This window comes from Hellea balneolensis DSM 19091, from assembly GCF_000428525.1.
Lineage (GTDB): Bacteria > Pseudomonadota > Alphaproteobacteria > Caulobacterales > Maricaulaceae > Hellea > Hellea balneolensis.
This window is the reverse complement of the sequence record NZ_AUAC01000002.1, coordinates 682,625-706,146: the sequence shown is the minus strand read 5'-3', so window position 1 is coordinate 706,146 and position 23,522 is coordinate 682,625. Positions and strand designations below refer to the sequence as shown.

Sequence of the window (23,522 nt, the reverse complement as noted above, 5' to 3'; positions counted from 1 at the left end):
ATAGTGGGCATGTTTCGGATTTTGGTCTTCAGCTTTGCTCTTTGTCTTCTAGCCTGTAGCTCTCAAACTGAGACTGCAAGTGATCGTGCACCCCAGATAGTCATCGACCAATTCGGCTATCTGCCCGAGCTTGAAAAGCGCGCGGTCATTCGTAGCCCTGAAACTGGCTATGATGCGGGTGAAAGCTTCACTCCCAGTTCGCGCTATGCTGTTATCAACACCGCGACAGATGAGGCCGTCTTTGAGGGCGCCCCTGACATTTGGAACGAAGGCCGCGTTCATGAGCAATCAGGCGATAAGATCTGGTGGTTTGATTTTAGCGCCGTATCAGAGGAGGGCACTTACCTCATCCGCGATATGGAGCGCAGAGTGGACAGCCACCCTTTCGACATTGCTCTCGATGTTTATACCCCGGTTCTGAAAGCCGCTTTTAAGACTCTCTATTATCAACGCGCAGGCTTTGAAAAGCGCGCGCCCTATGCCTTGCCGGGTTACGCGGATGGAGCGAGCCATTTGGGGTCGGGGCAAGACCCACAGGCGCGTTTATTCAGCGCCAAAGAGGATGCCAGCACCGAGCGTGATTTGCGCGGCGGATGGTATGATGCGGGAGATTATAATAAATATACGAGCTGGACGGCGAATTACATTCGAACGCTTCTGCATAGCTATATTGAAAATCCTAGCGTCTGGACAGATGATTTTGGTATCCCTGAGAGCGGAAATGGCGTTCCCGATATCCTCGACGAAGTGAAATGGGGCTTGGACTGGCTTGAGCGGATGCAAAATGAAGACGGCTCTACGCTCTCCGTCATGAGCCTGTCCGAAGCCTCGCCGCCTTCCGCCGCTGACGGGCCGAGCTATTACGGGCCGGCTAATACCTCTGCCAGTTACAGTTCCGCAGGCGCTTTTGCGATGGCGGCAGATGTTTATGCGAAAACGCCCACATACCGCGAAGACGCTATGCGCTACAAGTCCCGCGCCGCCCGCGCGTGGAATTGGGCCGAAGCTAACCCCAATGTTGTCTTTAAAAATAACGATGCGGAATATGGGTCGGAAGGCCTCGCAGCAGGGCAGCAGGAAGTGGAGGGCGAGCGCCTGCAAAAGAAAATTCTGATCTCCGCCATTTACATGTTCAAAATCACAGGCGAGCGAAAATATGCGCGGCAAGTGGAGGCGATCTATAAGCAGATCAATCCCATCACGCCTTGGGCCGGAGATGGCTTTGAGGGCGATATCGCGCCAACGCTTCTCTATTTTTCGCGGATGCGAGGCGTGCCGTCCGCGTTCAAAACACGCATTCGCCGTGATTACCAAAACGCACTTACAGGAGAGAATGGAGTGCTTATTAGCGTGAAAGAGAAATCCCATGCCTATGCTGCGCCGATGGGCGGTTATTATTGGGGCTCTAACGCCGCCGCCGCCCGCCGCGGTTCGGTCTTCACCCAAGCTGCCCAAGCCCAAATGCGCGGCGCGTCAGAGGCGGAGTTTAAAAATGCAGGGTTAGGCTATCTCAACTATCTCCACGGCGTTAATCCGCAAGGCCTTGTCTATCTGTCCAATATGGAGCGCTACGGCGCGGAAAGCTCTGTCAGCGAGTTTTATCATAACTGGTTCGTCAATGGCAGCGCCGATTATGACAGCACAAAGACGTCCACCTACGGCCCTGCACCCGGCTTTCTCGTAGGCGGCCCTAATCCTGGTTATGAACGCGCTGAATGTTGTAAGACGACATGCGGAGGATATGGCGCAAAAATGTGTAAACGTCCTGTTTTGTCCCCCCCAACAGGGCAGCCCCCTATGAAATCTTATGCCGAGTTTAATGACGGGTGGCCGATCAATAGCTGGTCCGTCACAGAGAACAGCAATAGCTATCAGACCGCTTATATCAGGCTGCTCTCTAAATATGCGCGATAGCTCTGCATGTGTGATTACGCCGCCTGTCTGAATCATAAGTTACACCACCCCTGCCGCTTGACTCGGCTTTTTTAAATGAAAGCCACTAAACATATCCCACTTTATCCGAATGGATGTGCGCCACATAAAGTGGACGGCCCGCAGGGTGATGCCCTGATGGACACCAAAGTATTTTTTAAAGTTTTACAGAACATCAGCCCTGCGGCAGTGATTTTTCTGTAACGGCATTGTAATCGCGAAGTCATAGCCTGTACGATAGCTGTCGCTACCAGACTACGCCGCTTGGGCATCTTATCTTCGCCTCCACAGAGGCCCGGCACAGTCGGGCGCGTAACACGTAATGCACAACCTCACTGTCCCGCTAATAACAAAGCTACGCGTTTTGCCTGTCCTAGTGTGAATTTGCGTCAGCAAAATCACACGAATTAGCGAGAACAGGTGCAATATAGCACAGATTGAAGGATAATGAGGATTGAGGTTTTTAAATGAGCGATAAGAGCGGGAAAATAGCGGTTTTTAGTAAGGATTGATTTTGGTGTGTAACTCCTCTTAGCGGACATAAGAAGTTTTTAAAACTTTGCCAAATCAGCTCGAAATGAAAACCCTGTTCCGGGTCTTTGCGGTATCAATATCTCGCCTTTAGAAATTTCGAGGGGTTCATTAAATAACGGCGCGAACCAGTCAATATGCTCTACGCTCATACAATTGGCAGCGGACCCTGCGATGGTGAGACTTTCATGGGTGAAAAAATGTGTTGATATGGGAAGGTTGTGAGCGTGCGCCAGAGCCGCAACGCGGCGCATCTCTGTCAGTCCGCCTATACGCTGCAAATCCGGCATGAGAATGTCACAGGCTTTTTTCTCAATCATAGCCTGTATCCCAAAGCGGGTATACTCTGTCTCGCCAGAGGCTATCGGCGTATCCAGGGCGGCCGTGACGCGTGCGTGACCTGCCAGATCATAGGCCGCAACCGGTTCTTCAATCCAAATGAGGTTAAACGGTTCGAGTTCACGGCCTAATCGAATAGCGTCTTTGGGCGTAAGGCCCTGATTGATATCTACAAGTAGCCCTGTCTCTGGACCCACTACATCTCGCACGGCTTGCACCCGCACTATATCGTCGGAAGGCTTCTGCGAGCCCAAACGAATTTTCATGGCGGTGAAACCTTGACCGAGAAAACTTTGAGCCTCGGCTTGTAATTTATCCAGAGAATAAGATAGCCAAAGGCCACTACTGGCATATGTCGAGATTTTCTCGCGGCAGGCACCGAAAATGTGATGAAGGGGTTTCTCTGCAGCCTTGCCAATTAAATCCCAACACGCCGTATCAATCGTTGAGAGCGCGGAAATAGTAACGCCCTTATGTCCTGTTGGATTTATTTCGGCCCATATATCCTCCCATATGGCTGTGACATGATGAGGGTCTTGTCCAACGACTAAACCTTCAAAGCCTCTTACCATTTCGTCAAAGGCTTTGAGCCGAACGCCGTTTAGCGTGAAGAGATAGGCTTCACCTGTTAGGCCTTGATCAGTGCGCAAACGCAGAAGGACACAGCCTACTGAGCGCATATCATGAATAGCCGTTTTTATCGGTCTGGGCAGCGGTAAATTCACCAGCTGTGTTTCTAACTTTGTAATCTTCATGATTGCGCGTCCTTAATAGCCCTGAGGCCGTCTATGGCCTTGTTTAATACATCTTGACGCTCGGGCTCATCAACATGAACCATATATGTAGAAATCATCATTTCGGGAGCATTCTCAACCAAGAACAGTTCCTTCTTTGCCAATTTATCTTCAATTGAAGACTGCAACAAATAAGCGGACCCACCATGAGATTGGATATGCCCTAATCCAACATCGGCCAAGCCTACCGTAATTCGGTGTGTCGCAATACCCGGGAAGAGGCGGCTATGGGCTATGCGAAAACTTTGCCCCCAATCGACGAAAATATATCCGGATACGGCGTCATCCTCTACATGTCTGGGCTTACTAGAGACCAGAACCAATTGTTCATCAGAAAACTTCTCTATGGTAACACCGGGTATCTGTTGCGGCTCGTAAAGAATAGCCACATCAATAGCTCCGTCCCTTAGAAGTTCCATTAAACGGCTACTATAGTCAGATTGTATATGGGTCGCGAGGTCAGGATTGCGGTCTTCCATCCATTGTAACCAAGGTGTAACAACGGAATGCCAATGATTTAACTGAACACCAAGGCCGACGACTGAATTAAAGTCCTCGGATAATGCACTTTCCTGCCGCGCTAATTCCCAGTTTCGGATAAGAGATGTTGCGTGTCTGAAAAATCTCTGCCCGCCAGGTGTTAAGACAGTGCCATTACGCCTGCGCAGGAATAAAATTCGATTAAGTCCATTCTCTAGCGCTTTGATACGCGCACTCATGGCCGATTGCGTAATATTAAGATTACGGGCCGCTTGCTGAAAACTCCCTGTCTGGCTGACCTCTAAAAAGGCTCTTATGTTTTCGATATTCATATTGCATGTAATCCCATTATATCGATTTATTTGATATTAATGTCAAATTATATTCGCTTTATTTAATTAAAGAACTTTGCGATATTCGAGTCAATACGGAGATTTTCATGTCCAAAAGACAAGCAAAGTTGTTGAATGACGATCTTACTTAATAATGATGGGCATTGGCATGCGCGTTGGCGTGCGGCGATAGAGACTCATATGCCAGGCCGTGCCGTCGTTGAGTTTCCAGACATTACAAATCGAGCCTCGATTGACTATGCTTTGATTTGGAAACATCCCCCCGGCGATCTGGAGAAATATCCAAATTTGAAAGCGGTTTTTTCTCTGGGCTCAGGGGTCGATTACCTTGATGCATTCCCAACCCTGCCAGAGGCCCCAATATTTCGCCTTATTGATACAAATATGGCAGAAGATATGGCGCTCTATACGCTCTATTGGACAATCCATTTTCAGCGTTTATTTGGCACTTATCAGACGCAACAAAAACAAGCTAAATGGGCGCGCTATCCAACACCTCTCGCGCCAGATTTTAAAGTTTCCATTTTAGGACTTGGCGCGATTGGCTCACATATCGCAAAGGCGTTAGCTAGAAATGGATTTGACGTTTCGGGCTGGGCCCGTAGCCCTAAAGATATTACTGGCGTAAAGTGCGTCTACGGCAAAGACGCGCTGGAGACAATATTGCCAAAAGCTGATGTACTTATCTGCTGCCTGCCTTTTACAAAAGCGACCTATATGTCGCTTGATCTTGCTGTTTTATCCAAGATGAAAAAGGGGGGAGCTTTTATAAATATTAGTCGCGGCGCTGTTGTTAATGAAGCCGACCTGCTCACTCTTCTTGATAGCGGCCATATTGGCGGCGCAGCACTTGACGTTTTCCACGCAGAACCTCTACCGGAAAACTCACCCTTTTGGAGCCATCCAGATGTCCACGTTACGCCACATATGTCCGGGGCAACTAATCCGGATACGGCGGTGCAAATTATCTCCAAAGAAATAACTGATTTTGAAAACGGCATTATGCCGCCTTACCCCTATATGCGTGAGGCCACATGTTCGCGTGAGGTGAAGGCATGAAAATTAAACGCGTTTCGCTATGGAAGCTGCCACTGATCAGCCATGAACCCTATCATATGGCCGAAGGTAAAAGTTGTGTCAGTACTGATAGTATGATTGCGCGGGTCGAAACCGATACAGGGCTTAGCGGTTGGGGCGAGAACTGCCCTATCCCCCATTACCTGCCAGCCTATGCTAGCGGAGTAGAGGCCGCATTGGATTATATGATGCCACAGATATTAGGTGCTAACCCTATCGGCGCAGAAGCGTTAATGGCGGCTTTGGATCGGTTTTTACTTGGCCATAATTACGCGAAATCTATCCTCGATATGGCGTTTTGGGACTTAACGGCAAAAGCTTCAGGCCAAGCGCTTTATAACTTACTAGGCGGTCGCCGTTCAAAGGCTATGCCAGTCTATCATTCCATTACATGCGTCGAGCCGAATGAGATGGCCGTTATAGCAAAAGATGCCATGGAACGCGGGGTGACCCAATTTCAAGTTAAACTGGGCGCTGATAAAAATTGGGAAGCGGATGTTGCTCGCATGCGCCTTGTTCGAGAAACTGTAGAGACTGCACATTTTGTTTATGCTGACTGGAATTGCGGATCTAGCAAACTGGACGCTATTAGAACGGCGCGGGCAGTAGCAGATATTGATATTATGTTAGAGCAACCTTGCGAAACAATTGCCGACTGCGCGACGGTGAAACGCTCCACAGGGCTGCCGATGAAATTAGACGAAAGCACTAAGACTCCCGCTGATGTACTCGAAGCCTATGAAGCCGACTGTCTCGATGCGACAGCGTTAAAGATTTCAAAATTTGGCGGGCTCTCGGCGGCAAGGAGGGCTCGGGATCTTTGCGTCACGCTTGGCGTAAAAATGTGTGTCGAAGATACATGGGGCGGCGACATTGTTACTGCGGCTGCGCTCCATCTGGCAGCCTCGACAGAGCCTAAGTTTTTACTCAATGTATGTGACCTTTCAAACTATGTCGGGCCAAGACTCGACCCGAATAGCCCATCACGCCATGATGGGTATATAGAACCCAGTGATGCCGTTGGTCTCGGCGTATCACCAAATCTTGATATATTAGGAACACCTCAACGCGTTTGGGAAAATTAGGGAATTTATTTATGAGTAATCTAACACTTGAGCAACAACAGGAACAGGTTCGCATAGACCTTGCCGCCATGTTCCGTCTGACCGCGCATTTCGGATGGGACGACACGGTTTGGAACCATATTACGGCGCGCGTACCGGGCAGTGAACATCATTTCTATATGCATCGTTTCGGCTTACACTATTCGGAAGTATCAGCGTCGAACCTCATCAAGGTAGATGAAGAGGGCAAAGTTATCGAAGGCCCGGAAGATGTGAATACGGCGGGATTTATCATCCACAGCGCCGTTCATCTAAATCACGCTGACAGTAAATTCGTTTTTCACGCACATCCGCCGACAGCCATAGCTGCGACAGCTTTTGAGGAAATACCCTTCCTTGTACAAGACAGCTCCATGCTTTACGGCAAAGTCGGCTATCATGACTGGGAAGGGCTGTCTGTTGATCCCGACGAAAGACACAGAATTGCAGAGCGTCTTGAGGGTAATAGCTGTCTCGTTATGCGCAATCATGGTTTCCTGACGGTCGGAGCGACGGCGGGTGAGTGTTTCATGAATATGTATTATCTTATTCGCATGTGCGAGGTGGCCATTCAGGTCGGGGCCAGCGGGCTCAAAACCTGCAACCAACCCGCCGCTATGTGGCAGAAAGCCTCCGACCAATATGCGGCCTTCCCACCCGGCAAGTATGAATGGCCGGCGCTGAAGCGGCAAATTGACCGACTAGACCCCTCGTATAAGCACTAACTGGAAGGTAGCCATGTCCTCTCTTGCAATCGACCCTCATGACAAACCCTCTGGTCCCAGCGCTTATGCGGCCGCCGAAATCGACCTTCATGAATGTATAGATTTGGTTGAGTTTCCTATTCATGAAATCGGCAATCCCAAGCGCCAAGCCTTAATCAAGCATGCCAGAGAAGGTCTTGAAGCTTTTGGCTGTGCGCATGTGCCAAATTTTCTGACTCCCGCAGCTGTTAAAGCTATGCGAGAGGAAGCGACGCGCATCATAGACAAAGCCCGTCCTGCGGATGCCAAAATCAATCCCTATCTAACAGCAGATGATGAAACCTTAGCCGAAGATCATCCTAAAAGGATTTTCTCTCGCCGAACCAGTTCTTTTATCAATTCAGATGAGCTTGAAGCCGACTCACTTTTGCGGAAAATTTATGACTCGGATATTATGGTGCATTTCATCAGCGAGTGCCTAAATGTTGGGCCTATCTATAGATGGGCAGACCCTTTGGGACGCAACCCCTATAGCGTTATGAAGAATGGAGATTACTTTCCGTGGCACTTTGACGGCAATGATTTTACTGTCAGCCTGTTGGTTCAAGAAGCAGAAACGGGGGGTGACTTTGAATATTGCCCGAATATCCGCACCGCCGCAAATGAGAACTTTGATGATGTGAAGGCTGCCCTCAAAGGGGACCGCTCCCAAGTCAAAGTCCTTAAGCTTAAAGAAGGTGATCTTCAAATTTTTCGAGGCCGTAATTCCCTGCACCGTGTAACGCCGACAGGCGGTAATACCCCCCGGATCATTGCGCTGCCGACTTATGTCACCGACCCTTATCATGTGAACCGTCCGCACCACGCCAAAGCCTTTTATGGCCGCGCTATGCCCATTCATGTCGAACGGGAACGCACACGCCTTGACGGTTTAACAGATTAAAGTAGCGGCCTATGCGCGTTGGGTTTATCGGACTTGGGAATATGGGTAACGGCATGGCGGCGAATTTGCATCGATATTGCACGGCTAATAAGATTAACTTTAGCGTTTTCGATATTAACAAGGACGCTGTTCAGTCCTTCGCCGACGATGGCGCTATGGCCGCAGAGACAATCTCTGAAATTGCCAAACAGTCAGATATAATCTTCACCTCACTTCCAAGCTCAAAACAAGTGAATGAGATAGCCTTGGGTGAAGACGGTTTGTTAAAAAACCTGCCCGAAGGCGCTATATGGTTTGAAACAAGCACAAGCGATTTATCGGAATGGCAAAAGGTTCGCGAGGCCGCGCCTGATTATCTCACCTTAATTGACGCCCCTGTCACAGGCGGAACAGAAGGGGCTGCTGCGGGCACATTGACGATGCTTCTAGGGCTGGATAATCCACTTTCTGATACTCACTCCAACTTACTAAATGCTGTCGCAAAAAAAGTTATAATCATGGGCCCTTCAGGCGCGGGTTATATTACTAAACTCAGTCAGCTTCACCTTAATTACCTTGTGGCGCAAGGCATTGGCGAAGCTCTGATGTTGGGCGCAAAAGGCGGATTAGACCTGACCATATTAAGCGACGTTTTAAGCCATAGCTGTGCGCAAAGTTATGTCGTCGATAATTACATTCCGAAAGTCTTGGACGGCAGCTATGACAACAGCTTTGCTTTAGGGCTTGCCAGAAAAGATATGCGGCTAGTCAAGCAACTCGGAGATCATCTCGATATTGAAATGCCACTGGCAGATAATGTTGTGGCTAGCTATGAAGACGCCGTCTCAAACTATGGCCCTGATGCACCACATCTTTCAATCGTACGACTAATTGAAGACAGAACCGGCAAAAACTTTCGTTCTTAACGCCAATTCCAATGTCTCCTTTGCCCCCAAGCTAAAGTCACCGTCCAATCCCTCGGCTGCGCCCGGCGTCCCAATCAATGCCGCCGCCGCTAAGCACGCGGCCTTTAATGCGCTTGCCCCACTTCTGCGCGTGAGTGCTTTCCCACGGCACGAGGTAGAAAGCCCGCTGCGTCTCAATCATCGCGTGGGGGCCGTGGGGGAGTTCATATTTCTGTGAGACGGTGCCCTCAATCAACCGTCCTGACTGCGCCGCAACATGCGCCTTGCCCGTCATGCTCTCTAGCTTCTCCGTTGCGGCGTTGAACCCTTCCGTCTCTAGGGCTTTCAAATAGCCGCGCTTATAGATGATAGAGGTCTTCTGCTCGTCTTGGCGTAGCTCTGCATAGCCCCGCTCAATGAGCCATGTGCGGCGCTGCTGGAAAGCCGTGTCCAATTCTTTTGCGAAGGCGCTAGATTTTACGCTTATTCCTCCTAGTCCACCTCTACCCCAACTCACCTGTGCGCGGTCAAGCCAAGTCGCACCGGGACTCTCAAGCTGTGCATTCAAGTCTTGGCGCGAAAGTAACTTCACGCCTGACGCGCGGCCTTGTTTCAAATCTAACGAGATAGCCCGTTCTTCAAAATCCTCTGGCACCCGCCACTCCAAGGGATTACCGTCCTTATCCTTGCTCGCGACTTGCACCACAGCCGCTTTTGCGAGTGTGGCAAGCCGCAATCTGTGCGCCCGCATATAGGCCGCACTTCTACTGCCGCTCATAGGCTTGGAGCCGTCCTTTGGGTGGATGCGCTCATGCCAGAATTTACGCACGGTGTGAGCATGTTCGCGGGTAATGCACCGCATATCGATATCGCCGTTTAGATTGACGAAGTTGGAAACAGCGCGGCGCTTAATCTTAGAGAAGTTCTGTATTTGCTCCGGTGATTTACCGGCGAGTTCGTCCGCGACGATCTCGGAGAGATATAAGTCCATTGCCTCGGTGATGGTCGCGGAGGGCGTTTTAACACTCCCAAGCAGAGCAACTGCGTCTAGCTCTTCCTTGCGCTGAGGGCTGTCTTTTAATGGTTCCAAAGCGATTAGGCGGTGCAGTAAATTCGTAACAGTGTTTTGCGAAACCAAGCTTTCCATCGGCTTATAGTTAAACCCTTGAGAGCGTGCTCGATGACTTGCATCGCGATAACTCGCGTGTTTCGAGGAAGATTGAAAACGGCTTGGCGTTATTTCGTTCCAACGTTGGTTGTCTTCGTCGGCGCAAATATCCCGTCGTTGGCGCGCAATCTTGCGGCTATCGGTATCAAGAGAGCGGTATATCACAGTTCTGTCATCAATATGTCTGACCGCTTTGGGAACGCGCCGCACATAGTGCCATGTATCACCGCGTAAACGTAAGTATTGGTCGAGCCGTCTTATCGCTTTCATTTCGCCATCTCCGTGCAGCCCATTGTAAGGCAAAAAGTGAAGCAAATTGCGCGAGTTACCGTATGGAAAGTAAAGGAAAGAGGGATTTCCCGAGACTTTTCAGAGGCTTACGCAACTTACTTTATCAGGGAAATGGTGCCCGAACCTGAACAATAACTAATGTTTCCTTGCGTTTCCTAATGTTCAAAATACTTATATAATACAATAACATATGAAATTACTTGTATGGCGATGTATTTTAGTGTTTCCTACAGTTGCCTTCGAAATGAGGGAGCAAATGAGGGAGCAGTGTAGGGCGAATTTATATGAGTGGTGGTAAGCATAAGTTAAATCGAGCAGTAGTTAAGGCCCTTGATGCACCTGGTCGTTATGGTGATGGGCGTGGTTTATACCTATTGATTGGCAAGACAGGTGTCAAATCTTGGGTCTACCGTTATCAGATATTTGACCGAAGGCGTGATATGGGGTTGGGTCCGGTATCACGAACTAATCATATCGAAGTAGCGCGTACAAATGCCGGAAAGGCCAGATCTCTTGTCAAAAGCGGTATCGATCCACTTGAGCAACGAGATTTAGATGAGGGGCTGGTTGTAGAAAAGCGTGAAGCCAAACTAACCTTTTCAGAAATCATTGTTAAATTCTTTGAATCTAAAGACCAATCAAAATACTTTAGGACTGAGCAAACCAGAAGGCGATGGTACTTTTGCCTGACGACTCATGCTGCTGCGTTGCACAAGCATGAAATAAAGAAAATATCGACGCGCGATGTGTACGAAACCCTGATTCCTATATGGGGAACAAAGACTGAAACGGCTAGCCGAACACGCTTATATACAGAAGCTGTGTTTGCTTGGGCTATCGCGATGCAGTTTCGGGATGGGCCTAACCCTGCAACTTGGCGGGGGAATTTGGATCAACTACTCACGGCTAAGGAGAGGGTGAAACCTTCAAAAAATCATGCTGCATTGCCTTGGCAGGATGTACCTGAGCTGATGAGAAAGCTCCGTACTATGAAAACACCTGCTTCATATCTGACTGAGTTTATAATTTTAACAGCCAGCAGATCTGGTGAGGCGAGGGGGGCTTTATGGGAAGAAGTGAACTTAGAAGATAAAATTTGGTCGATCTCTGCTGAGAGAATGAAGATGAAAAGGCCGCATATTGTTCCTCTAGTGGGGGTCGCAAAATCTATGGTTATAGAAAAATCTGAATTTCAAGATCGAGCATTGGTTTTTCAAAACCCAAGTAACAAAAAGGCATTTAGTTACAATGCGCCAATGGTGACTTTAAGGAAATTAGGGTATGATAACATTACCACTCATGGATTTAGGTCATCATTTAAAACTTGGGCCCTTGAAGCCACAAACTTCCCGACTCAGGCCGTTGAGTTTGCTCTCGCCCATGAAACAAAGAACACTGTAGAGAGAGCTTATATACGCGGTAATAAAATGTTGGATAAGCGTCGTGAAATAATGACTTCTTGGGACAATTTTTGTAGTGGCCGCTCTTAATTTTATAACATCATTACCAATGATGCGCTCTACCCCTGAGCTACCGCGGCTTTTCAATAACTTAGCCCTCAAGGGCATCGACATATATCACCAAAAGCAGTCGCTACAACCATCTGATTCAATAGATTTGTGCCAAATACACTAATTTGGAATCTACAAGCAACAAAAAACAGCTAAATAGGGATAATTTCCAACTAATTTTTGTTCTTTGAAAATGGCAGCTACAGAGGTACTTGAAAACCGTCATATAGAACCTTGTATTGAGTGATGAAATTCTAAAAATGGTTCACCCACACACATTTATAATTTTTCTAGCTCCGATTAGGTATTTTTTTTAACCGCTAATCACTAATTTCAGATTAGGGATATACTAAATTTTCTTTATAGCTCCTGAAAAATTTAAACAAACTTCTTTATCAGCTGTAATCATACCTCTCACAAAGATAATAGACCGACCCGCCCGTAATACCTCACCACTACCCTCCATAAGTTGACCGACCTTTGATCCTGCTAAGAACTCACAATTGAAGGCAACTGTCACGGCTTGATTGTCCTGAATGTGATCTGATGCAATTGCAAAGAGAGAAAAATCTGCAAACGACATAAGGCATCCGCCGTGAGTATAGCCACCGGCATTCATATGTTTTTCAATAGATCGGTATCTTGAGATATAAGATCCGTCTTTTGATTTTTTGAAATAGAACGGACCGACGGTTTCACATTCGAATGTTTCTGAGGGCCAAAAGCTCCAGCCTTTAAACTCACCTTCTGATTCTATTTTTAGTGACATAGGCTTACCCTTTCATTCCTTTATGCAATCAAGTTCTTGCAATGTTGCTGAAACAACTTTCATAGCACTTAGGGCTGCTGGAGCGCCTGCATAGAGACATGTATGAATTATAACTTCTCTAATCTCTTCGGGAGTGCATCCGTTATTGATTGCGCCTCGTGTATGGCCTTTCAACTCATTTGTTTGCCTCATCGCCGTTAGCAAAGCAACATTTAACAAACTACGAGTTTTGTCAGATAGGCCTTCTCGTGTCCAAATATCACCCCATCCATATGTTGTAATGATTTCTTGTAAAGGCTGGTTAAAGGGGTGTGCATTGGTCATGGCATTATCGACATGCGCATCTCCAAGAACTTTTCGTCGTTTCTTTTCACCGTCGGCAAGAAGGTCTGGTAGCGTTTTATGGGAGGGTTTCATACTAGTTCTCCAAGTAAAAGGTCATCAGGCCGCAACTATTTGCCGTTGATATTAATAAGAATATTTGACTGAGACGCCGTAACTTCGCGGTGCACCTCTGAACATGTTATATCCGATAAAGCCAAAACCTGAGACAGCGTAATCAGAATTGCTAAGGTTACGTCCCCAAATGCCGACATCAATGCCACTGTTGAAATGTAGATTGGCACTGCCGTCAATGATTTCATAGCCATGTTGGCGGCGGTCCTCGAGGCCTTCGGCGTCGAGGAAAAAGGCGCTTTGATATTTGCCATTGCCTTGAACCGAGGCGTTAAGGCCGTCGCTCAAAGCCCATTCATAACGAGCAGAGACAACGCCTGAAAATTTAGACGCAAAGGGCAGGGGGTTGCCGTCAAAGGTCGCTGCGTTTTGCGGAACGTTTGGGTTTTCTTCTTGGTTGATTTCTGTATCTAGCCAAGTTGCGCCTGCAAAGAGATCAAGCCCTTCAACCGGAGTCCAGCTTATATCGCCCTCAAGGCCATAGGATGTCGCTTCATCGAGATTGGAAAGCGAGTTAGACGTAAAAGATCCGCCATTTTCTGTCGCGAAAGGCACAAAGATACGCGCCTGCGGACGGTCATAAAATTGATAAAAGCCTGCAAGGTTAAAAGCGACATTCTCTCGCGAAAATTTAATTCCCGCTTCAAGCGCGTCCACAGTTTCTCCGCCAAATAGGCCTTCATCAGAAAAATGCGTTGCATTATTTATAACTTCGCCGTTAAAGCCGCCGCTCTTAAACCCATTTGAATAAGTGGCATAAAGAAGCGTGTTATCCATAAGGGTGTAATTCAAGCCGATATTACCAGAAAAACGTGTATCAGAGATTTTATTACTACCTTTCGCAAGACCAAGACCATCACGATTATTGAGCGCGATAATGCCGTCATCAAAATAATGCCGCCCTTCGCCGCGTCCTTTGATGATTTCATGGGTGAGACGTCCGCCGAGAACGACATCAAGCTGAGGGGCAATCTCGATCGTGTTGTAAGTAAACAAGGCTGCTGTCTTACGGGATTGCGTAATAAGAGATTGTAACGTTGTCGCTGTGCCAGTGGAGGCTGGTGTTGGGCCAGCACGGCCCGGCGCGCCGACATAGCGGCAAGTTCCCAATAATGTGTCGGGGTTTAACACGCCACACCAGATCAGGTACTCTTGGTCAAAGTCTTCGGCTTCTAAATAAAGCCCGCCCATAAGCTCTACTTTATCCGTGTTAAAGCTCAGGCGCAGTTCTTCACTGATTTGCGTAAAGTCTCTGTCATAAGCGAGATTGGCGTTCAGGCTACCGACATTAAAGGGGGCAGGAGTACCGTCAAAGTCAAAGCCATATTGTTGATTATAGCCCGTATAGGCGGTGTGCGAGACAAGGGCGAAATCACCAAAGTCATGAGTAACATTAACTGATGTGCCGTAAAATTCATTATCGGTATCTTGAATGCCATCTGGCCCGATAGAAATTTCATGCTTGTCAACGTCGCGGCTGCTATTGAGCGGCGCTTGATTAATTCCGTTATCTTCAGCGTAATGGGCGTTGAGGAAGACTTCGGTATTGGGCGAAGCTTGAAGGCGGCCAATGGCGCGTAGGCCAAATTCATCACGCTTGCCGCCGGCTTCTTTGGGTGCGGTTACAGTGTCATTCGTGACAACATTGTCCAAAGTCGCGTCTTGATTCAAATAGCGTCCTGAAAGGCGCAAAGAGAAAATATCGCTGACAGGTAAGGTCGCTGCGCCTACTATATTGATACGGTCAAATGTTCCATATTCTGCGCCGATATATCCGGTTTTCGTCTCGCCGGGCAAAACTGAATTAAAGTTGATGGCGCCGCTAGAAGAATTGCGACCATAAAGTGAGCCTTGCGGCCCCTTAAGGACTTCAGCGCGGTCTATATCAAAAAGGAGTGGGCTGGTTTGCACATTGGTCGCTTGATATGTGCCGTCAACATAGACGGCCGCCGCTGTTGGAGTAAGGGCTTGGTGATCGACCGCGCCGATACCACGAATTTGAAAGGCGACTTGACTACCATTGGCCACAGCTGCCTGTAGGCCCGAGACACGCTGGGTAAGGTCTTCTGCACCGTCAAATGTAGAGAGGACATCCCCCTCCACAACGCTAACTCTTAGGCCTAAATCTTGGATATCTTTTTCTATTTTTGTGGCCGTTACAATAATTGCGGAAGTGTCGTCCAGAGCAAAACTTGGCTGACTTAATGCCAGCGATGGAATAGCAAGAATGCCAAAAATTTTAGTCGGTCCGTAGGGCATGGAAAATCTATATTTTCTATTTGGGAGTTGTTCTTGAGAGTGTCTTTAGGCAAGAACATTGAATTTGGAGACCAGAATTCCGTCCTCGTCCACATAGACAAAATCATTGGGAGCAAATTCTACGCCGCCAAATTCGATTATAGTGCTGACAGTTCCATTGCCTAATTTGGCACTTTTCTTTGGCGACGTGCCTAAGCAGCGAATACCTATATCCATCTGGTTCAGCATCGCTACATCACGGACCGCCGCATTTAAAATCACGCCTGCCCAATGATTTTCGAGAGAAAGTCCAGCAATAACATCACCTAAAATTGCTAGTCGTGTGGAACCGCCACCGTCTACAATTAAGACGCGTCCTTTACCCGGCTTTTCCAGTTCAGCTTTTAGGAGAACATTATCTTCATAACACTTAACTGTTTGTACGGGGCCAAAAAAGGCGCGTTTTTTCCCAATTTTTAAAAAGGGGAGATGACAAAATTTTACATCCTGATCATACATATCTACAATATCAGCCGTTTTCATAGCATTCCTATTCTTCCGGAAGGTCATCAAAATATAACCCCTCAATTGGAATGAGTATTTTTTGACCATTCTTACCAAGAGAGACTTTCAATTTTTCAGCAAGATTAGGTTCCACAAATTGTATTGCATTTTTGAGGGTGGTGGCGCGTGTTCTATTTTCAAAGTAGAGATGAGTCAGTGTTCCATTATCATCTCGTTTGACGGCCACAGGTTTGCCAACATGTTTAGCTGTTCTAGTCATTATTTATAGTCTTCTTGAAATGTGGGTAGGTTGAAAAACTTCAGGATAAAGGGTTTTTATGTTGTAATCCGCTGCGTTGAAGCGTGGCGATAAGAACGTCATTTTGATTGTATGCCCGATGTTCAAAAGTGACGATGCCCTGCATAGGCCTGGATTTAGACTCGCGTAATGCTATAATTTCCGTTTCGACATGGATAGTATCACCAGCAAACAGAGGTTTTGGAAAACGAACCTTATCTGTTCCAAGATTGGCAACTGCTGTACCGAGTGTCGTATCCCCAACAGAAATGCCGACAACAAGTCCTAATGTAAAATAGCTATTGATGAGTGGCTTGCCAAATTCAGTTTCTTTTTCGCAATAATCAGAATCTAAATGAAGTTGCGCGGGATTATGGGTCATGCTTGTGAAAAGGATATTGTCAGTCTCCGTTAATGTTCGCCTGATCGCATGTTGAAAGACTTGACCCACTTCCAATTCATCAAACCATTTACCGGCCATTACGCTGTCTCGCCAAAGAGTTCTCGGCCAATAAGCCAGCGGCGGATTTCGGATGTACCTGCACCGATTTCCATTAGTTTAGCATCTCGCCAAAGACGACCTGTTGGGCTTTCATTGATATATCCCATGCCGCCTAACATCTGAATAGCGTCACTTGCCATTAACGTAGATTTTTCGGCAGCATAGAGAATGCAACCCGCCGCATCTTTGCGGGTAGTCTCGCCGCGGTCGCAGGCTGCCGCAACGGCATAAACATAAGACCTAGCCGTAGAGAGCGTAACATACATGTCTGCGAGCTTGCCTTGCATGAGCTGGAATGTTCCAATGGGTTTGCCAAATTGTTTGCGCTCATGAATGAAAGGAAGAACGACATCCAAACACGCTTGCATGATACCTACTGATATGCCTGACAAGACAACACGTTCATAATCAAGGCCGCTCATCAATATCTCGGCACCTTGCCCTACTTCGCCAACAAGGTTCTCCTTAGAGACAAAACAATCTTCAAAAACCAACTCGCAAGTATCAGAGCCGCGCATCCCAAGCTTGTCGAGTTTTTGAGCTGTAGAAAAACCTTCCATATCTGGCGTAATAATGAAGGCTGAGATGCCTTTAGAACCAGCATTTGGGTCGGTCTTGGCATAGACTAAAAGTGTATTGGCTTCTGGCCCGTTTGTAATCCACATCTTATTACCGTTAAGGAGATATCCGCCTTGAGCACTTTCGGCTTTTAGTTTCATTGAGACTACATCTGAACCTGCACTTGGCTCTGACATTGCAAGTGAACCGACATGTTCTCCGCTCATGAGTTTAGGTAAATATTTAGCTCTTTGCTCCGCATTACCCCAGCGCCTAAGTTGGTTGATGCAAAGGTTAGAATGAGCGCCATAAGATAAACCAACAGAGGCAGAAGCACGGCTGATTTCCTCTAGGGCTATTGTGTGCTGAAGATAACCAAGGCCGGTGCCGCCGTCCTTTTCAGGCACTGTGATTCCGTGCAGGCCAAGCTTGCCCATTAAAGGCCATAGGTGACGTGGAAATTTATTATCTGCATCGACAGCTTCAGCTATAGGCGCAATATGTTCTTGTGCAAAGCCGTGTACGGTCTCGCGAATCATTTGCGTTTCTTCTGAATGACCAAATTGAAGTGTTGGGTAAGTTGTCGTCATTATGTGTCTTCTTCTAATGTGAGTAAAATGTCGCCATCTGCAACAAGGTCATTTGGTTTAATGTTAAGCATCTCAATTTTACCGTCACGAGGGGCTTCCAGTGTCATTTCCATTTTCATGGCTTCCATCACAATTAGGGGGTCTCCGGCTTTGACCACATCACCGGCCGCCGCGTTCACAGCGATAATTGAACCAGGCATAGGCGAGGCAATTGAATTGCCGCCGCTTGAATCAAATCTGCCAGACATGGGTGATTGGATGAGGTAGCTCAGGCCATCAACAATGACGACATCCCCCTCAGGTCTTGGATGACAGGAAATATAATCCTTCATTTTTTCGGGCTTTGGAGTGAGGCTTAGCTGGATATCTTCCTCGTCAAAGATTCTATTAAAAGTTGTTCTCGAGGGTTGGTTTAATCTCCATGCCCCACATTCACTAAAACCTGTTCCGTTAGTTGTTGGGGCGAGGGCCGATGAAAGACTTGGAAGGTCATGGCTAAGCGCGTCTTTATAGAAAAGAACGTCTGATTGGTCTTTTATGAAATTGGTCGATACATCGCCTGCGATGAAAACTGGGTGAGCTAGGCAATTGGCAAGAAATCGCGCATTAGTTTTCACTGGATAGACTTGCGTATCACGACATTGATTTTCCAACGTAGCAATGGCGCTATTTCGATCTTGTTCATGCACAATGATTTTAGAAATCATGGGGTCATAAAAAATTGAAACCTCGCCGCCTTCTTCTACGCCAGTGTCAATTCGGTGGTCTTCGGGAAACTTAAGCACGTGAAGTTTGCCTACACTTGGTAGAAAGTCATTGGCTGGGTCTTCGGCGTAAAGACGAGCTTCAAGGGCGTGACCTCTAAGCGTAATCTCGTTTTGCGGCGGCAACTTTTCGCCTTGAGCTACGCGAATTTGCCATTCTACTAAATCAAGCCCTGTAATCATCTCTGTCACTGGGTGCTCGACTTGAAGGCGGGTGTTCATTTCCATGAACCAAAACCCGTCTTCTTTTAGGGCTCCAGATCCATCGACAATAAATTCTACAGTGCCTGCGCCAATATAATTTACGGCCTTGGCAGATTGAATAGCAGCCTCGGTCATAGCCTTACGGACCTTATCGGTCATGCCGGGTGCAGGGGCTTCTTCAATCACTTTTTGATGGCGACGTTGCAGCGAACAATCTCGCTCAAACATATGAACGACATTGCCATGACTATCACCAAAGACTTGGACTTCGATATGACGGGGAGATGTAATATATTTTTCAATTAAAACGCGGTCATCGCCAAAGCTAGACGTCGCTTCACGCTGACAGGAGGCGAGGGAAGCTTCAAAATCAGCATCTTTATCGACTTTTCTCATGCCTTTGCCGCCGCCGCCCGCAACGGCTTTGATGAGGACAGGATACCCAATATTTTTGGCTTCCTTGCGCAAGAGTTGTGGATCTTGGTTTTCGCCGTGATAGCCTGGCGTGATGGGGACATTCGCGGCATCCATGAGCTTCTTCGCCGCATCTTTCAGGCCCATCGATTCCATGCTTTCAGCTTTTGGGCCGATAAAGGTGATGTTGGCGGCTTCGCAAGCGCGAACGAAAGAAGGGTTTTCAGATAGAAAACCATAACCGGGGTGAACAGCATCCGCTTTTGTTGCGTTGCAGGCCTTGATAATTTTGTCAGCTACCAAATAGCTTTCAGCCGCCGGAGGTGGGCCTATGTGAACAGCTTCGTCTGCCATTTTGACATGCACAGCATTTTTGTCTGCATCAGAATAGACGGCCACCGTTGCTATACCCATTTTACGGGCCGTCTTGATAACACGGCAGGCGATTTCGCCGCGATTGGCGATTAGGATTTTTTTGATCTTTTTTGTCATCATTACATCCTAAACACGCCAAACTGGGTCGATTGAACCGGTCCGTTAGCCGCCATAGCCAATCCGAGACCAAGAACCCTTCTCGTGTCGGTTGGCGCGATAATTCCGTCATCCCATATTCTAGCGCTAGCAAAATAGGGATGGCCTTCACGCTCAAAACGTTCACGAATAGGCTGCATGAAAGCTTCGCGTTCATCCGGCGACCAGTTAGGTGCATCACGGTTGACGGTTGCTAAAACGCTCGCGGCTTGTTCACCTCCCATTATGGAAATGCGCGCATTGGGCCACATAAACATCAGGCGCGGATCATAGGCTCGGCCGCACATGCCATAGTTGCCCGCCCCATAAGAACCGCCGACTATGATAGTGAATTTGGGGACTTTAGCACAAGCAACAGCATGGACCATTTTTGCGCCGTGTTTGGCAATACCGCCTGCTTCAGCTTTTGAACCAACCATGAAGCCTGTTATATTTTGTAAGAAAACGAGGGGAATATTTCGTTGGCAGCAAAGCTCAACAAAATGCGCGCCCTTTACGGCGGACTCGGAAAATAATACGCCGTTATTGCCAAGTATGCCAACTCTATGCCCCTCAATTTTAGCAAATCCACACACAAGTGTCTCACCGTAATTTTGTTTAAATTCATCAAAATGAGATCCGTCTACAATACGAGCAATAATTTCACGGCAATCATAAGGTTGGCGAGCATCGTCAGGGACAATGCCGAGCAGTTCGTCTTCATCATATGCAGGTGGCTCTATTGTTTGCGCTTTATAGCTGAGGTTTGCAGGACCAAGCGTCGCCACCGAGTTGCGCGCTATTTGTAAAGCATGGGCATCATTGCTTGCGAGGTGATCAACAACACCGGATGTTTTAGCGTGCAAAGCACCACCGCCCAGGCTTTCCGCGTCGATTTTTTCGCCTGTAGCGGCTTCAACTAGAGGGGGGCCTGCAAGGAAGATTGTACCTTGATTGGCAACGATGATACTTTCATCCGCCATAGCGGGAACATAAGCACCGCCAGCTGTGCAGCTTCCCATGACAACAGCAATCTGTGCTATGCCTTTAGCACTCATATTGGCTTGATTATAAAAACACCGACCGAAGTCGTCTTTTCCCGGGAAAATTTCTGCCTGGTTAGGTAAGTTACCGCCGCCGCTATCGACGAGGTAAATGCAGGGTAGGTGGTTTTTTTCTGCAATTTCCTGAGCTCGTGCCTGCTTTTGGCACGTCATCGGATAATAGGTTCCACCTTTTACAGTTGCATCATTGCAAATGATCATTACTTCGCGGTCTGAGACACGTCCAATCCCTGTTATGAGACCAGCGCTGGGGACTTGGTCGTTATACATGCCATATGCTGCTAGCTGAGACAGCTCCAAAAATGGCGTTCCGGGATCCAGCAGCCGCTCTACTCTCTCGCGAGGCAACAATTTGCCTCTGGCCAAGTGCTTTTCACGGGCGCGAAGGGGGCCACCTTCAGCTATCTTCTCAACTTTTTTTTGTAGGTCTGAAATGAGGGCTTTCATGCTTTTCTCATTCTCACGAAAAGCATCAGTATCAGGTTTTATTTTCGAAATAATCATCTTTTCTTTCACTTAATTAAATTTGAAGTAATAAAATTCTACTCTTGAGTCAAATTTATTCTTGTGATAATGCGTGAGCATGACGAAAACGACACTTATAAGTTCTCCATTTGATAGAGATGTTCAATTTGCGGCGAAGAAGAGAGCTGTAATCGTAAGCGCGGCAAGCGCTTTTAGGCGACGCGGGTACCACAATACATCAATGGTTGATATCGCTGAAACGTTGGGTCTTACTAAAGCGGCGCTCTATTATTACGTAAAGAATAAAGAGGAAATTTTGTATGAGTCGCATCTTATGACCTATGCCTCTATGGATGATGTTCTCCAACTGAAGCCTGCGACTAACCAAACTGCATTGGACTACTTGGCGGGGGTTTTTAGAAGTTTTGTAAACCTTCTCACACAATCTGGTGTTTCCTTATTAACAGATGTCGATAGCCTCAAGGGTGATTGGCAAGCCGAAGTACTTGCTCGCCGGGCAAGGATTGAGCGGCGAATTATTCGTATTGTTAAGTCCGGTCAAATTGATGGGTCCATTCGTAGCGGCGATCCTCGCTTACACGTTTTCTTTTTCATGGGAGCCTTAAACTGGCTCAATGCATGGTTCGACGCCGATGGGCGCCTAGATGGTCAAGATATTGCTGATCATTTTGTTGTGCAGCTGCGAAGTGGAATTTCGGCACTAGGTGAGGGTTAGGTGAGTAAAATTTATAAAACGGCTAGTACTGCTTTAGAGGGCTTAACCCTAAATGGCATGACGGTGATGAGTGGCGGATTTGGTCTTTGCGGTATAGCAGAGAACTTGATTGTGGCCTTGCGCGATAGCGGCGCAAAAGACCTCACGGTGATTTCCAACAATGCGGGCGTTGACGGTTTTGGCCTTGGGCAGCTTTTGGAAACGCGGCAGATTAAAAAAATGGTCAGTTCTTATGTTGGCGAGAATAAAGAATTTGAGCGCCAATATCTGGGCGGAGAGTTAGAGCTTGAATTCAATCCGCAAGGCACTCTCGCTGAACGAATCCGCGCAGGCGGGGCAGGTATTCCGGGGTTTTATACCAAAACAGGTGTCGGCACGCTTATCGCGCAAGGCAAAGAACATAAAGACTTTGAGGGTGAAGCTTATATCATGGAAACAGGGCTAAAGGCAGATCTTTCCATTATTAAAGCTTGGAAGGGAGATGCGGAAGGAAACCTGACTTTCAAAGCCACCGCACGAAACTTCTCCCCCATGATGGCGATGGCTGGTAAGGTGACGGTGGCCGAAGTGGACGAGATTGTCCCCGTCGGCACGCTTTATCCCAACTTTATTCACACGCCCGGTATTTTCGTACAGCGGATTATCGAAGCTGAATGTGAGAAACGTATTGAACAGCTGACGACACGCGAGAGGAGCACATAATGGCTTGGACACGCGATGAAATGGCTGCCCGTGCGGCGCAGGAGCTTGAAGACGGGTTTTATGTTAATCTCGGCATTGGGATTCCGACTTTGGTCGCAAACCATATTCCGGACGGGATGGATGTCACTTTGCAGAGCGAAAATGGTATGCTCGGCATGGGGCCTTTTCCGTATGCGGGTGAAGAGGATGCTGACCTTATTAATGCGGGTAAGCAGACGATTACAACTTTGCCTAAATCAAGCTTTTTTGACAGCGCGACCAGCTTTGCGATGATACGCGGCGGGCATATAGACTTGTCGATTTTGGGCGCGATGGAAGTGGCTGAAAATGGGGACATCGCCAATTGGATGATACCGGGTAAGATGGTCAAAGGCATGGGTGGCGCTATGGATTTGGTCGCAGGGGTGAAGCGCTGTATCGCTTTGTTTGACCATACTAATAAACGAGGTGAGAGTAAGTTTCTCAAAGAATGTACTTTGCCGCTGACAGGTAAAAACTGCATCCACATGGTCATTACAGATTTAGGCGTGTTTGATCGCGGGCATGGTCAAAAGCGCTTTCGATTACGAGAGCTTGCGCCGGATGTGATCGTTGATGAAGTTAAGTCTAAAACCGAAGCCGATATTGTTTTTGAATAG

At 47.6% G+C, this 23,522-nt stretch carries 23 protein-coding genes; 11 read left to right on the top strand and 12 right to left on the bottom strand.

Features of this window, described 5'->3' with window-relative positions:
* Positions 1-9 precede the first annotated feature (9 nt).
* Together F569_RS16300 and F569_RS19465 are read left to right on the top strand one after the other, a co-directional pair.
* Positions 10-1,914 (top strand): glycoside hydrolase family 9 protein, encoded by a 1,905-nt coding sequence (locus F569_RS16300; protein ID WP_162143732.1) that lies wholly within the window; start codon positions 10-12, stop codon positions 1,912-1,914.
* A gap of 75 nt (positions 1,915-1,989) precedes the next feature.
* On the top strand, positions 1,990-2,136 hold the full coding sequence (locus tag F569_RS19465) for a hypothetical protein (RefSeq protein WP_154813627.1): 147 nt from the start codon (positions 1,990-1,992) through the stop codon (positions 2,134-2,136).
* A 347-nt stretch (positions 2,137-2,483) separates the two neighbouring features.
* Here the strand turns inward: F569_RS19465 and F569_RS0103545 are convergent, their stop codons facing one another.
* Complete coding sequence (locus F569_RS0103545; RefSeq protein ID WP_026941075.1) at positions 2,484-3,557, bottom strand: mandelate racemase/muconate lactonizing enzyme family protein; 1,074 nt, start codon at positions 3,555-3,557, stop codon at positions 2,484-2,486.
* Positions 3,554-4,408: a LysR family transcriptional regulator gene (locus F569_RS0103540; RefSeq protein ID WP_026941074.1), complete on the bottom strand. Its 855-nt coding sequence runs from the start codon at positions 4,406-4,408 to the stop codon at positions 3,554-3,556. Before F569_RS0103540 ends, F569_RS0103545 begins: the two co-directional genes overlap by 4 nt.
* A 135-nt stretch (positions 4,409-4,543) precedes the next feature.
* On the opposite strand from F569_RS0103540, the gene F569_RS0103535 reads away from it, so the two are divergent.
* Genes F569_RS0103535 through F569_RS0103515 form a run of 5 tightly spaced genes read left to right on the top strand, consistent with a single transcriptional unit; the run spans position 4,544 to position 9,161 of the window.
* Positions 4,544-5,488, top strand: coding sequence for a 2-hydroxyacid dehydrogenase (locus F569_RS0103535; protein ID WP_026941073.1), 945 nt, complete (start codon positions 4,544-4,546; stop codon positions 5,486-5,488).
* Positions 5,485-6,591 carry a mandelate racemase/muconate lactonizing enzyme family protein gene (locus F569_RS0103530; RefSeq protein WP_026941072.1) on the top strand — a complete coding sequence of 369 codons (1,107 nt, stop codon included), beginning with the start codon at positions 5,485-5,487 and terminating at the stop codon, positions 6,589-6,591. The genes F569_RS0103535 and F569_RS0103530 overlap by 4 nt, the downstream gene beginning before the upstream one ends.
* Before the next feature lie 11 nt (positions 6,592-6,602).
* Positions 6,603-7,334 (top strand): class II aldolase/adducin family protein, encoded by a 732-nt coding sequence (locus tag F569_RS0103525; protein ID WP_026941071.1) that lies wholly within the window; start codon positions 6,603-6,605, stop codon positions 7,332-7,334.
* Between the two features lie 13 nt (positions 7,335-7,347).
* Positions 7,348-8,256 carry a HalD/BesD family halogenase gene (locus F569_RS0103520; protein ID WP_051279221.1) on the top strand — a complete coding sequence of 303 codons (909 nt, stop codon included), beginning with the start codon at positions 7,348-7,350 and terminating at the stop codon, positions 8,254-8,256.
* Positions 8,257-8,267: 11 nt separating this feature from the next.
* Positions 8,268-9,161: an NAD(P)-dependent oxidoreductase gene (locus F569_RS0103515; protein WP_026941069.1), complete on the top strand. Its 894-nt coding sequence runs from the start codon at positions 8,268-8,270 to the stop codon at positions 9,159-9,161.
* A gap of 37 nt (positions 9,162-9,198) precedes the next feature.
* On the opposite strand, the gene F569_RS18725 is transcribed toward F569_RS0103515, so the two are convergent.
* Positions 9,199-10,578, bottom strand: a complete 1,380-nt coding sequence (locus F569_RS18725) for a DUF3363 domain-containing protein (protein ID WP_051279219.1) — start codon at positions 10,576-10,578, stop codon at positions 9,199-9,201.
* Between the two features lie 305 nt (positions 10,579-10,883).
* Here F569_RS18725 and F569_RS0103505 point away from each other — a divergent pair, with 305 nt between their 5' ends.
* Positions 10,884-12,089, top strand: a complete 1,206-nt coding sequence (locus tag F569_RS0103505) for a tyrosine-type recombinase/integrase (protein ID WP_026941068.1) — start codon at positions 10,884-10,886, stop codon at positions 12,087-12,089.
* A 370-nt stretch (positions 12,090-12,459) separates the two neighbouring features.
* Here F569_RS0103505 and F569_RS0103500 read toward each other — a convergent pair whose 3' ends face one another.
* Genes F569_RS0103500 through F569_RS0103460 form a run of 9 tightly spaced genes read right to left on the bottom strand, consistent with a single transcriptional unit; the run spans position 12,460 to position 21,485 of the window.
* Positions 12,460-12,879 (bottom strand): PaaI family thioesterase, encoded by a 420-nt coding sequence (locus tag F569_RS0103500; RefSeq protein ID WP_026941067.1) that lies wholly within the window; start codon positions 12,877-12,879, stop codon positions 12,460-12,462.
* Positions 12,880-12,891: 12 nt separating this feature from the next.
* Complete coding sequence (locus F569_RS16290; RefSeq protein WP_051279217.1) at positions 12,892-13,296, bottom strand: carboxymuconolactone decarboxylase family protein; 405 nt, start codon at positions 13,294-13,296, stop codon at positions 12,892-12,894.
* Positions 13,297-13,347: 51 nt separating this feature from the next.
* A complete protein-coding gene (locus F569_RS0103490) occupies positions 13,348-15,594 on the bottom strand; it encodes a TonB-dependent receptor (protein ID WP_026941066.1) in 2,247 nt (748 codons plus the stop codon).
* Between the two features lie 45 nt (positions 15,595-15,639).
* Positions 15,640-16,116: a ribonuclease E activity regulator RraA gene (gene rraA, locus F569_RS0103485; RefSeq protein WP_026941065.1), complete on the bottom strand. Its 477-nt coding sequence runs from the start codon at positions 16,114-16,116 to the stop codon at positions 15,640-15,642.
* 7 nt (positions 16,117-16,123) lie between these two features.
* Positions 16,124-16,357 carry a hypothetical protein gene (locus F569_RS0103480; protein ID WP_026941064.1) on the bottom strand — a complete coding sequence of 78 codons (234 nt, stop codon included), beginning with the start codon at positions 16,355-16,357 and terminating at the stop codon, positions 16,124-16,126.
* A gap of 40 nt (positions 16,358-16,397) precedes the next feature.
* The gene (locus F569_RS0103475) at positions 16,398-16,856 is read right to left on the bottom strand and encodes a MaoC family dehydratase (protein WP_026941063.1); all 459 of its coding nucleotides are present in this window, start codon (positions 16,854-16,856) and stop codon (positions 16,398-16,400) included.
* The gene (locus F569_RS0103470; protein ID WP_034387153.1) at positions 16,856-18,025 is read right to left on the bottom strand and encodes an isovaleryl-CoA dehydrogenase; all 1,170 of its coding nucleotides are present in this window, start codon (positions 18,023-18,025) and stop codon (positions 16,856-16,858) included. Before F569_RS0103470 ends, F569_RS0103475 begins: the two co-directional genes overlap by 1 nt.
* Complete coding sequence (locus tag F569_RS0103465) at positions 18,025-19,899, bottom strand: acetyl/propionyl/methylcrotonyl-CoA carboxylase subunit alpha (protein ID WP_026941061.1); 1,875 nt, start codon at positions 19,897-19,899, stop codon at positions 18,025-18,027. The genes F569_RS0103470 and F569_RS0103465 overlap by 1 nt, the downstream gene beginning before the upstream one ends.
* Before the next feature lie 2 nt (positions 19,900-19,901).
* Entirely contained in the window at positions 19,902-21,485 is a 1,584-nt protein-coding gene (locus F569_RS0103460) for a carboxyl transferase domain-containing protein (RefSeq protein WP_026941060.1), read from the bottom strand.
* Positions 21,486-21,564: 79 nt separating this feature from the next.
* Between F569_RS0103460 and F569_RS0103455 the strand changes: the two genes are divergently transcribed.
* The 3 genes from F569_RS0103455 to F569_RS0103445 are packed head-to-tail and all read left to right on the top strand — an operon-like array spanning position 21,565 to position 23,522.
* Positions 21,565-22,182, top strand: a complete 618-nt coding sequence (locus F569_RS0103455; protein WP_084168748.1) for a TetR/AcrR family transcriptional regulator — start codon at positions 21,565-21,567, stop codon at positions 22,180-22,182.
* On the top strand, positions 22,183-22,884 hold the full coding sequence (locus F569_RS0103450) for a CoA transferase subunit A (protein WP_026941058.1): 702 nt from the start codon (positions 22,183-22,185) through the stop codon (positions 22,882-22,884).
* Positions 22,884-23,522 carry a CoA transferase subunit B gene (locus tag F569_RS0103445; protein WP_026941057.1) on the top strand — a complete coding sequence of 213 codons (639 nt, stop codon included), beginning with the start codon at positions 22,884-22,886 and terminating at the stop codon, positions 23,520-23,522. Before F569_RS0103450 ends, F569_RS0103445 begins: the two co-directional genes overlap by 1 nt.